The organism is Marinomonas sp. 63XJN7_9_ISO-PGPR-S23-217, assembly GCF_056173515.1.
This window is the reverse complement of sequence record NZ_CM149678.1, coordinates 5,010,587-5,022,500: the sequence shown is the minus strand read 5'-3', so window position 1 is coordinate 5,022,500 and position 11,914 is coordinate 5,010,587. Positions and strand designations below refer to the sequence as shown.

Sequence of the window (11,914 nt, the reverse complement as noted above, 5' to 3'; positions counted from 1 at the left end):
ATCGCTGTAAAGGGTGATAGCCCCGTATACGAAAATGCCTTAGTCATGAAAACGAGTAGGACGGAACACGTGTTATTCTGTCTGAAGATGGGGGGACCATCCTCCAAGGCTAAATACTCCTGACTGACCGATAGTGAACCAGTACCGTGAGGGAAAGGCGAAAAGAACCCCTGTGAGGGGAGTGAAATAGATCCTGAAACCGTGTACGTACAAGCAGTGGGAGCGGACTTGTTCCGTGACTGCGTACCTTTTGTATAATGGGTCAACGACTTATTTTCAGTAGCAAGCTTAACCGCATAGGGTAGGCGTAGGGAAACCGAGTCTTAATAGGGCGTATAGTTGCTGGGAATAGACCCGAAACCGGGCGATCTATCCATGAGCAGGTTGAAGGTTGGGTAACACTAACTGGAGGACCGAACCCACATCCGTTGAAAAGGCTGGGGATGACTTGTGGATAGGAGTGAAAGGCTAATCAAGCTCGGAGATAGCTGGTTCTCCTCGAAAGCTATTTAGGTAGCGCCTCGTGTATTGCCATTGGGGGTAGAGCACTGTTTGGGCTAGGGGGTCATCCCGACTTACCAACCCCATGCAAACTCCGAATACCAATGAGTATGAGCACGGGAGACACACGGCGGGTGCTAACGTCCGTCGTGAAAAGGGAAACAACCCAGACCGTCAGCTAAGGTCCCAAAGTTACAGTTAAGTGGGAAACGATGTGGGAAGGCTTAGACAGCTAGGAGGTTGGCTTAGAAGCAGCCATCCTTTAAAGAAAGCGTAATAGCTCACTAGTCGAGTCGGCCTGCGCGGAAGATATAACGGGGCTCAAACTGTACACCGAAGCTACGGGTTCATCTTAGGATGAGCGGTAGAGGAGCGTTCTGTAAGCCGTTGAAGGTCAAGCTGTAAGGCAGGCTGGAGGTATCAGAAGTGCGAATGTTGACATGAGTAACGATAAGGGGAGTGAAAACCTCCCCCGCCGGAAGACCAAGGTTTCCTGTCCCATGTTAATCAGGGCAGGGTGAGTCGGCCCCTAAGGCGAGGCAGAAATGCGTAGTCGATGGGAAACAGGTTAATATTCCTGTACTTATGTATATTGCGATGGAGAGACGGAGAAGGCTAGGCCAGCACAGCGATGGTTGTCTGTGTTTAAGGTAGTAGGCAAGTGACTTAGGCAAATCCGGGTCACTCTTTAAGAGAGAATGCCGAGAATTGATGACGAGCCCTCTTTTGGGTGAAGTGGTTGATGCCATGCTTCCAGGAAAAACTTCTAAGCTTCAGATATACATGAACCGTACCCCAAACCGACACAGGTGGTCAGGTAGAGAATACCAAGGCGCTTGAGAGAACTCGGGTGAAGGAACTAGGCAAAATGGTACCGTAACTTCGGGAGAAGGTACGCCGGCCGGTGTGAAGGACTTGCTCCGTAAGCACTAGTCGGTCGAAGATACCAGGCCGCTGCAACTGTTTATTAAAAACACAGCACTCTGCAAACACGAAAGTGGACGTATAGGGTGTGACGCCTGCCCGGTGCTTGAAGGTTAATTGATGGGGTTAGCGTAAGCGAAGCTCTTGATCGAAGCCCAAGTAAACGGCGGCCGTAACTATAACGGTCCTAAGGTAGCGAAATTCCTTGTCGGGTAAGTTCCGACCTGCACGAATGGCGTAATGATGGCGGCACTGTCTCCACCCGAGACTCAGTGAAATTGAAATCGCAGTGAAGATGCTGTGTATCCGCGGCTAGACGGAAAGACCCCGTGAACCTTTACTATAGCTTCACAGTGAACTTTGAACCTACTTGTGTAGGATAGGTGGGAGGCTTTGAAGATAGGACGCCAGTTCTATTGGAGCCAATCTTGAAATACCACCCTGGTATGTTTGAGGTTCTAACTCAGGTCCGTAATCCGGATCGAGGACACTGTGTGGTGGGTAGTTTGACTGGGGCGGTCTCCTCCCAAAGAGTAACGGAGGAGCACGAAGGTGTGCTCAGCATGGTCGGAAATCATGCATAGAGTGTAAAGGCAAAAGCACGCTTAACTGCGAGACAGACACGTCGAGCAGGTACGAAAGTAGGTCTTAGTGATCCGGTGGTTCTGTATGGAAGGGCCATCGCTCAACGGATAAAAGGTACTCCGGGGATAACAGGCTGATACCGCCCAAGAGTTCACATCGACGGCGGTGTTTGGCACCTCGATGTCGGCTCATCACATCCTGGGGCTGAAGCCGGTCCCAAGGGTATGGCTGTTCGCCATTTAAAGTGGTACGCGAGCTGGGTTTAGAACGTCGTGAGACAGTTCGGTCCCTATCTGCCGTGGACGTTTGAGATTTGAGAGGAGCTGCTCCTAGTACGAGAGGACCGGAGTGGACGAACCTCTGGTGTTCCGGTTGTCACGCCAGTGGCATTGCCGGGTAGCTATGTTCGGACGGGATAACCGCTGAAAGCATCTAAGCGGGAAGCCTCCCTTAAGATAAGATCTCACTGGAACATAAGTTCCCTAAAGAGCCGTTCGAGACGAGGACGTTGATAGGTTGGGTGTGTAAGTGCTGTGAGGCATTGAGCTAACCAATACTAATTGCTCGTGAGGCTTGACCATATAACACCAAAGTGGTTTTACAGATTACGATAGACACTGGTTTGACCTTGGTTATCGCTATTTCAAAGAAGAATTGTTAAAAGAGACAAGTGAACGAATTTGCGCGTTATGGAGAGGAAAACACAAAGCCACCATAACAAACGCAAGCCAGTTTGCTTGACGGTCATAGAGGCGTTGAACCACCTGATCCCATCCCGAACTCAGAAGTGAAAAGCGCCATCGCCGATGGTAGTGTGGGAGATCCCATGTGAGAGTAGGTCGCCGTCAAGCTTTATATTTAGAAGTCCTAATCTATAATTAGGCACTTGAAAATTTGGTTTTATTAGACAGTCGCTAATAAAAAAAATCAGTTTTCTTGATGATCATAGAGGCATTGAACCACCTGATAAACGCCACGGGCGTTCTCAGAAGTGGCACTTTATTCGCCGCAGGCGCTTGCCATCACCGATGGTAGTGTGGGCTTGGTTGAATTAGAAAGCCATGTGTGAGTAGGTCGTTATAAAGCTTTAAATTAAGAAGTCCTAATAAGTTATTAGACAGTTAAGAATTTGGTTTTATTAGACGATTGCTAATAAAACAAACCAGTTTTCTTGATGATCATAGAGGCATTGAACCACCTGATCCCATCCCGAACTCAGAAGTGAAAAGTGCCATCGCCGATGGTAGTGTGGGAGATCCCATGTGAGAGTAGGTCGTTATCAAGATTTAATTAAGAGAAACCCTATCCTGCTAAGCAGGGTGGGGTTTTTTCGTTATGGGGCATCTCAACCATCGCCGATGGTCGTGTTGGGCTCTCTATAACAGACAAGCATGTGAGAGTAGGTCGTTATCAAGATTTTAAATAGGAAGCCCTGATAGCTTATGCTATTGGGGCTTTTTTTCGTCTACAGAAAATCCAAAAAAATAAAAAGGGGAGTCAACCTCCCTAAAAAATTGGGTTCGGGTCCGTGAGAGCGTCTCTTGCCATTCCTACAGCTCCCGCATTCACAACGTTATTACCGCGAAGGCGGTAATCCATTGCTTTGCGGCCTTTTTAGATGATCACCTTGTCATTGTATTCGCTTGCGCCTGTTTCGCAGGCTCAACGCGTCTGCGCGAATCCAATAGCAAGGTGACGATTGATCTGAGTTAATCTTTTCAAAGATAGAGCGTTAGATCAAGGGTTCCATCTCGGAACTAAGAAGTGACTCTTTTTTCGCCTCAAGGGGGAGGCATTGGTTACCATAAAAATGCTCAATTCTCCGTTTTTGAATTTGATGAGGCAGAGGAATTGAAAGACCACCGCCTGAGAATGAGTGACCATCTAACAAACGCATGAAATTTCGAGCGTTAGCATGACTCCACACAAAGCAAGCCCAGAGCTTACCCCACTTGATATGTCATGGCGCTGGCTTTACGCTAATCGGTAAAGTCTGAGGCGAGTTCTCATGGTGAGTTATTATGCAGATAGGATCGGAGGAGTATGGAAAAGTTAGCAGATGGCATATGGATATTTAATGGTGACTCTGTTCAATTCTTAGGGCTGCCATTTTCCACTCGGATGACAGTGGTTCGATTAACGAGCGGTGAGCTTTGGGTTCATAGCCCTATTAAATTATCGGACTCAATCAAAGCGCAACTCGACGGTTTAGGTCGCGTTAAATACTTGATTGCCCCTAATCATCTACATCACCTCTTCTTACCTGAATGGATCGCGTTTTATCCAAATGCTGAAGTCTATGGTACAAACGAGGTGATCAAAAAACGTCGTGATATTTCCTTCCATGGCTCTCTTAATACTATTCAAGATTGGGCTTGGGGATCGGATATTGAGCAAGAGTTGTTTTCTGGGTCTCCTTTAATGGAGGAGTGTGTGTTTTACCACACAGGCTCAGGCACGTTAATTGTCACTGATTTGGTCGAAAACTTTTCAGGTAAGGACTTTACTTATTGGCAAAGGGGGATTGCTAAATGTGTTGGTATTCTTGCCCCTAATGGGAAAACTCCTTTAGATTGGCGTTTAAGCTTTATATTTGGTAAGTCTGATGCTCGTAAACACTTCAAGCGGTTATTCGATTGGTGTCCAAAAATATTGGTCATGTCTCATGGTGAGATTGTTAGGGAGAATGCCGACCAATTTTTAGCTGAGTCGTTCAAATGGCTGAGGTGAAATAGGCTTAGTTTTATCTGATGTTGATTTTCTATCCTTAATAAAAAAAGACGCTCCTCGGCGTCTTTTCCAATCTAAATAAACCTATCCACAATGAGCCAAAAAAGCGTAAAGAATTAGAAGGGTTCGTAAATGCTGATGATATCGTTAACAAATGGGTAGATTACTTCGTGAAGAAAAAGCACATTAGTCCACAAATAATTACTCAAAAGGTGAGAAATGTCCAAATTATCGGTGGTTGATACGCGTCATCTTACTGACCATATTCTTGAAATTACATTCAGTGATGGTCATAAGTCAGTAGTTGATTTTGCTCCGTTTATTTTTAGTGTTGGGCATCCTGACTATGAACCGTATAAAAATGTTGAGACGTTTCTTACATTCGACATTGAGGACGGTAATCTCAATTGGGGTGACTACACAATGATCTTTCCTGTTGAAGATCTGTATTCGAATCGGATTATTAAGCATCGTTAAAATACTTGATGGTAATAAATTTTAACCCTTAATTTAAATTTTCCTCAACAAAAAAGACGCCCCTCGGCGTCTTTTCCAATCTAAATAAACCCATCCACAGTGAGCCTAAAAGCATCCATTATTTCTGATCTGTTAATAACTTAGGCACTTATCCACTTCGTTTGCAGCGCCTAAGATGACAGCGACGCGCTGGTGAATGGCTTCTGGTTGGATGTCTAGAATCCGCTGTGTATGGGTGTGGGCTTTACCACCAGCTTGCTCTAGCAGCATGGCCATTGGGTTGGCTTCGTACATTAGGCGTAGTTTGCCAGGTTTGCTTGGGTCTTTGTTGTCCCATGGGTAGATGAATATACCACCACGGCATAGGATGCGGTGTACATCGCCAACCATAGCGGCTACCCAGCGCATATTGAAGTCTTTGTTTCTACTGCCATTTTTTCCAGCGACAAGATCGTCCACGTAGTTTTGCATGCTGTCTGCCCAGAAGCGTTGGTTGGACATGTTGATAGCAAATTCTTGGGTGTCTTGGGCGACTTGTACGTTTTCTCTGGTGAGTAAAAAGGTATGAGTATCAAGGTCGAGAGTGAACATATTGACACCCTTCCCAGTCGTTAGTACTAGCATACTAGATGGGCCATAGAGGACATAGCCAGCGGCCACCTGTTCTTTGCCTTGGATCAAAAAGTCTTGTTCTGTCGCAGGGTTATCCCCAGTTTGGCGGTAGAGGGAAAAAATGGTACCGACCATGGCGTTGATGTCGATATTAGATGAGCCATCGAGTGGGTCAAAGGCGATTAGGTATTCGCCATTGGTATTAGCGGGTACTATGTAGTCTTCTTCTTCAGAGGCAATGGCGCGCACTGCGGGACAGGCTAACAGGGCGTCTTTTAACATGTTGTTGGAAATGACATCCAGTTTCTTCTGCTCTTCACCTTGAACGTTTTCATTGCCAGCCATGCCTAAAATGCCAGCAAGAGAGCCTTTTTTGAGAGCGTTGGAAATATCGACACAGGTGTTCACGGTGACGTTCAATACAGATTGTAACGACTCAGGGGTGGCGCTGGCTGCTAAAACTTGAGATAGGTTTTGCATGGTCTGCTTTTCCTTGTTTTTAGAGAATGTAGAAATTATGCCATTGCCTGAGGGAGGTGTCAGCCAAGTGATGAGTTGTCGGTAAAATAATTGTCCATGGCTTAGTATTTCGACTAGGCTATCTCGACTAGGTTACGGTGAAAGAATCGTTTAAGGAAACGTTATGTCTGAGTTTGTTTTGTATAATCTAGAGTTAGATGGTTCTGGTGGAGCAAAGGTATTAGAAGCAAGTGATCTTCCGGTTACGCTGCCGCAAGAAGGGAGCCGTTGGATACATGTGGACAGAAGCGATGATATGGCACAAGAATGGTTCGCTTCGTTGCCTGATGTGCCATATAGCTTGGTAGAAGCCTTGTTTGCGGATGAAACTCGGCCACGTTTGGTGAAAATGGGGACGGGGATCTTATTAACGCTTAGAGGTGTTAATCTCAACCCCGGTTCTGATCCGTCCGATATGGTGTCTTTGCGCCTCTGGGTTACACCACACTTTATTATTTCGGTTCGAAAACGCCGCTTACTATCGGTTCAAGATGTGATCGAGAACTTGGAGAATAATGAAGGGCCAGTGAGTACAGCAGACTTAGTGTCGACGTTAACACATACCTTGATTAGCCGCATGGCGTCGGTGATTGATGGTCTTGAAGATGAGCTGGATGATTTAGAAGAAAATATGAGTCAGCGCATTGAAGCCGATCAGCGTGGTGAGTTGGTACAACGACGTTTGGAGTCGATTCGTTTACGGCGCTTTCTTGTTCCGCAAAAGGAAGCCATCCACAAGTTGATAGTGGAATTCCAGACATGGATGACAAGAGATCAGCTGGTTCAGGTGCAAGAGGCGGCCAACGAACTGACACGTTATGTTGAGGCGTTAGATTCATTGCGTGAACGTTGTATTTTGATGCAAGAAGAGTTCGTGAATGCGCAATCTGAGAAGATGAATGCTCGGATGTATGTTCTGTCCATATTGTCAGGCATTTTTATGCCTTTAGGGTTTCTAACTGGGTTATTTGGTATCAATATCGGCGGTATGCCTGGCACAAATAATAGCGCCGCTTTTTGGATTTTTTGTGGTGCGTTGGCGCTGTTAGGCACCACTCAATTTCTGGTTATGCGTAGGAGTCGCTGGTTCTAGACGAAGTAAGCTCATTGAAATAGATCAAAGCCTTTGATAGAGAATCTAAGGCTTTGTCTGATTTATTTTTCCAGGGTTTTGATGCCGTCTTTGGTGCCTAATAACAATACATCTGCTGGGCGGGCGGCAAATAAGCCATTGGTCACCACTCCTACGATGTTGTTGATGCTTTTCTCAAGCGCAACGGGATCGAGGATGTCGAGGTTGTAGACATCTAAAATCTGGTTACCGTTATCGGTAATGACGTTTTCACGGTAAACAGGCGTGCCACCCAGTTTGACCAGTTCCCTGGCCACATGACCGCGCGCCATTGGAATCACTTCAATTGGCAGCGGGAAGGCTCCCAACACATCCACTAATTTTGACTCATCCGCGATGCAGACGAATAGATCACTACAGGCGGCCACGATTTTTTCGCGGGTAAGCGCTGCGCCACCGCCTTTGATCAGGTTTAAATGATGGTCTGACTCATCGGCACCATCGATATAAACACGTACTTCGTTGACGGCATTGAGGCTGTAAACAGGAATACCATGGCCTTTTAGACGCAGCGTCGAGGCTTCTGAACTGGCGACGGTGCCATCAAAACGATGTTTGTGCTTGGCCAATTCATCAATAAACAGATTGGCGGTGGAGCCTGTGCCGACGCCGACAATGGTATCGGCCTTTAGCATAGGGAGAATGTACTCGATTGCCGCTTCGGCGACGGCTTGCTTTAATTCATCTTGCGTCATGGGACGTTTCGCCTTTTCTTTTATTATAGAGATAAGCGTGCTTTGCTCTTGCCACGTGTGAGGTGGTGCAAAGAACGCCTGATTTTGGGAGCATTATTATGACAAATAAGCCTCCTCTGATGGTGGGCGTATTATAAGCGCTTCAGATGTCTATTGTTAGCCTCGTATTTGCCGATTTTCTGCGCTTTTGATGGCGCCCAAAGGGAGATCGACCTTTGCGTGAAGTGAGCCAAAAGAGTATATTTCCTACTCAGTTTTTTGACTCGCAGCGACAGCGTAGGCGTCACCAAGGATGTTGCGTTGTCGATTTATTTTTCATTTAGGACACACTATGCCTCATACCATGATCAAAAAGATTCTACAGGCGCGCGTTTATGACGTTGCCGTGGAAACACCACTGTCTCGTGCTAATCAATTATCGACTCGATTAGGCAATGAGATTATTTTGAAGCGAGAAGATTTGCAGCCAGTTTTCTCTTTCAAGATTCGTGGGGCATACAACAAAATTTGTCAGTTAACACCCGAAGAACGCGCCCGTGGCGTGATTGCTGCCTCGGCGGGTAATCACGCACAGGGATTGGCTTTGGCGGCCAAAAAGCTTGGTATTCAAGCGACAATTGTCATGCCTGCGACGACGCCAGAAGTCAAAGTCACAGCGGTGCGTAACCATGGTGCCGAAGTAGTGTTATTCGGTGATGCGTTTGATGAAGCGTCTGCCAGATCTCGCGAAATTATGGATGAGACGGGTCAAGTCTATGTGCACCCCTTCGATGATCTTGACACCATCGCGGGTCAAGGAACCATTGGTATGGAGATCTTGCACCAACATGAAGGCAATATTGACGCGATTTTTGTGCCCGTTGGTGGTGGTGGCTTAATTGCAGGGATTTCTGCTTATATCAAATATCTTCGTCCAGAGGTCAAAATTATTGGCGTTGAACCAGAAGATGCTGCTTGCCTAAAAATCGCCTTGGAAAAAGGCGAGCCCACTCGCTTGGCTACTGTGGGGATTTTTGCGGAAGGGGTGGCCGTGGCTGAAATCGGGAAAAACACCTTTGCTATTGCCAAAGATACGGTGGACGAAGTGATTACCGTGACCACAGATGAAATGTGTGCGGCGATCAAAGACATCTACGATGACACCCGTTCTATCACCGAGCCGGCCGGTGCATGTGCGCTTGCTGGTTTGAAAAAGTATATTGAGCGTGAAGGTGCGAAAGGACAAACGCTGATTGCGATCAACAGCGGTGCCAATGTGAACTTTGACCGTTTGCGCCATGTGTCAGAACGTGCTGAGTTGGGGGAAAAACGTGAAGCCATCATTGCGGTTAAGATCCCTGAAAAGCCCGGCAGTTTTAAAGATTTCTGTCAGGCGCTAGTAGGGCGCAATATTACCGAATTCAATTACCGTTACGGTGATGATAACCAAGCGGTGATTTTTGTGGGGGTGGCGTTGGGTGGTAGTCCACATAGCCGCAAAGAATTGTTGGCCGATTTGAAAGGCTATGAAATCATCGATTTGACCGATGATGAAACCACCAAAGTGCATGTTCGCCATATGATTGGTGGGCACCTGCACAGCGATAAGGGCGAATTGATCTACAGTTTTGAGTTCCCAGAGCGTCCTGGTGCGTTGTTGAAATTCCTCAATACGCTGGGCGGTCATTGGAATATTTCTATGTTCCATTATCGAAACCATGGGGATGCCTATGGTCGTGTGTTGGTGGGACTACAAGCCGTCGGTGAGGAAACCGATGTGACCCGTTATTTAGACGAGTTGGGTTATCCTTACCAAGATGAGAATGATAACCCTGCTTGTAAGCTGTTTTTCGCTAACTAGGCAAAAATCGGTTATTATTAAGCTAATTTTATAACATGCCACACAACCCGTGTTTTGCCAGAGCAAAACACGGGTTGTGTGGTTCTGATTCGGCACAAAATGTTGTGCATTAAGTCGAGCATTAAAGGTTTCCTGTGAACATTCAAACTTTGTTAAATCAACGTATTCAAGCGGCTATGGTGGCAGTTGGTGCACCTGAAGACGCCCCCGCACTGGTTCGTCAATCGGCGAAAGCGCAATTTGGTGATTACCAAGCTAATGGCATTATGGGGGTGGCGAAAAAGTTAAAGATGAACCCTCGCCAATTAGCGGAGCAAGTATTAGAAAAGCTTGAACTGGACGATCTTGCCGATAAAGTCGAAATTGCAGGCCCAGGCTTTATTAATATTTTTCTAAAAAATACTTGGTTGAGTGAAGCGTTGATCCGTTTGCGTCACAGCGATCGATTAGATGTGCCGATGGCTGACATCAAAGAAACCGTGGTAGTGGATTACTCTGCGCCTAACCTTGCCAAAGAAATGCACGTCGGTCATTTGCGTTCTACCGTGATTGGGGATGCGGTGGTTCGCACCTTGGAATTCTTAGGACACAAGGTGATTCGTCAGAACCATGTGGGCGATTGGGGCACACAATTCGGTATGTTGTTGGCGTATATGGAACGATTACGTGCTGAAAACCAACAAGTCAGTATGGCGCTGTCCGATCTTGAAACCTTCTACCGTGCGGCCAAACTGTGTTTTGATGAAGATCCAGCGTTTGCGAATCGTGCCCGTGAATTAGTGGTAGCGTTGCAATCTGGCAATAAAGAGTGCTTGGCGCTTTGGAATGAGTTTATCAATATCTCGCTGAATCACTGTGAAGAGACCTACACCATGTTGGGTGTCTCTTTAACTCGAAAAGATGTGATGCCGGAGAGTGCTTATAATGATGATTTGCCACAGGTTATCGATGATTTAAAAGCACAAGGATTATTAACCGAATCGAATGGGGCACAGTGTGTCTTCTTGAAAGAGTTTGCCAATAAAGACGGTGAAATTACCCCGATTATTGTGCAAAAAAGCGGTGGTGGTTTCTTATATGCAACGACCGATTTGGCAGCCGTGCGCTACCGCTACAATACATTAAAAGCTGATCGTTGTTTGTACTTCGTCGACGCTCGCCAATCCTTGCATTTCCAGCAGATCTTCACGTTATCTCGTAAAGCGGGTTTTGCTCCACAGGACGCTCGTCTTGAACACATGCCATTTGGTACCGTGATGGGCAGCGATGGCAAACCCTTCAAAACGCGCTCTGGTGGTGTGGCAAAATTGTCGGCTTTGTTAGAAGAAGCGCAAGAGCGTGCTTTCAAATTGGTGGCGTCTAAAAATCCAGACATGCCAGAAGACGAGCAGCGTAACATTGGTCGTGTGGTGGGCATTGCGTCAGTCAAATACGCTGACTTATCGAAAAGCCGCACCAGCGACTACCAGTTTAACTGGGACAGTATGTTGAGCTTTGAGGGAAATACCGCCCCTTACTTGTTATATGCCTACTCTCGTGTGGCCAGCATTGTACGTCGTTCAGAAATGAATATTGACGATTTACAAGGCGATATCGTGATCCAAGAGCCCCAAGAACGGGCACTTGCGATGCAGCTGGTGCAATTTGAAGAAGCGATTCAGCAAGTGGTGAACGATGGGATGCCCCATTTTCTGAGTGCGTATTTATACGACTTGGCCGGTACTTTTATGACTTTCTATGAAGCTTGCCCAATCTTGAATGCCCAAGACGATGTGAAAATCAGCCGTTTGCAATTGGCATTGGCGACCGCCTCGACGTTGCAGCAAGGCTTGAACTTGTTGGGTATTGAGACCTTGGAGCGCATGTAGTCGCTAACGAGGCGTTTGTCCGTCATGGTAT

At 46.6% G+C, this 11,914-nt stretch carries 7 protein-coding genes and 3 rRNA genes (1 of these 10 only partly in view); 8 read left to right on the top strand and 2 right to left on the bottom strand.

The genetic code is table 11. From position 1 onward, the window contains the following. The 5 genes from AC0VYI_RS23310 to AC0VYI_RS23290 form a co-directional block, all read left to right on the top strand. Positions 1-2,591: ribosomal RNA gene (locus AC0VYI_RS23310) — 23S ribosomal RNA — on the top strand; it begins 303 nt to the left of the window's first position. A gap of 155 nt (positions 2,592-2,746) precedes the next feature. Beyond that, positions 2,747-2,861 (top strand): 5S ribosomal RNA (gene rrf, locus AC0VYI_RS23305). A gap of 319 nt (positions 2,862-3,180) precedes the next feature. Further along, positions 3,181-3,295, top strand: a 5S ribosomal RNA gene (rrf, locus tag AC0VYI_RS23300). Positions 3,296-4,053: 758 nt separating this feature from the next. Next, a complete protein-coding gene (locus tag AC0VYI_RS23295) occupies positions 4,054-4,740 on the top strand; it encodes a DUF4336 domain-containing protein (RefSeq protein ID WP_199476228.1) in 687 nt (228 codons plus the stop codon). A 219-nt stretch (positions 4,741-4,959) separates the two neighbouring features. Beyond that, on the top strand, positions 4,960-5,217 hold the full coding sequence (locus AC0VYI_RS23290; RefSeq protein ID WP_475445932.1) for a DUF2442 domain-containing protein: 258 nt from the start codon (positions 4,960-4,962) through the stop codon (positions 5,215-5,217). A gap of 132 nt (positions 5,218-5,349) precedes the next feature. On the opposite strand, the gene AC0VYI_RS23285 is transcribed toward AC0VYI_RS23290, so the two are convergent. Continuing rightward, positions 5,350-6,309, bottom strand: a complete 960-nt coding sequence (locus AC0VYI_RS23285; protein ID WP_475445930.1) for a class 1 fructose-bisphosphatase — start codon at positions 6,307-6,309, stop codon at positions 5,350-5,352. Between the two features lie 163 nt (positions 6,310-6,472). Between AC0VYI_RS23285 and AC0VYI_RS23280 the strand changes: the two genes are divergently transcribed. Beyond that, on the top strand, positions 6,473-7,441 hold the full coding sequence (locus AC0VYI_RS23280; protein ID WP_475445929.1) for a zinc transporter ZntB: 969 nt from the start codon (positions 6,473-6,475) through the stop codon (positions 7,439-7,441). Positions 7,442-7,503: 62 nt separating this feature from the next. Here AC0VYI_RS23280 and rpiA read toward each other — a convergent pair whose 3' ends face one another. After that, positions 7,504-8,175, bottom strand: a complete 672-nt coding sequence (gene rpiA / locus AC0VYI_RS23275) for a ribose-5-phosphate isomerase RpiA (protein WP_199476231.1) — start codon at positions 8,173-8,175, stop codon at positions 7,504-7,506. Positions 8,176-8,506: 331 nt separating this feature from the next. On the opposite strand from rpiA, the gene ilvA reads away from it, so the two are divergent. Then, on the top strand, positions 8,507-10,015 hold the full coding sequence (gene ilvA, locus AC0VYI_RS23270) for a threonine ammonia-lyase, biosynthetic (RefSeq protein ID WP_199476232.1): 1,509 nt from the start codon (positions 8,507-8,509) through the stop codon (positions 10,013-10,015). 134 nt (positions 10,016-10,149) lie between these two features. After that, positions 10,150-11,883 carry an arginine--tRNA ligase gene (gene argS / locus AC0VYI_RS23265; RefSeq protein ID WP_475445926.1) on the top strand — a complete coding sequence of 578 codons (1,734 nt, stop codon included), beginning with the start codon at positions 10,150-10,152 and terminating at the stop codon, positions 11,881-11,883. Positions 11,884-11,914: the final 31 nt, after the last annotated feature.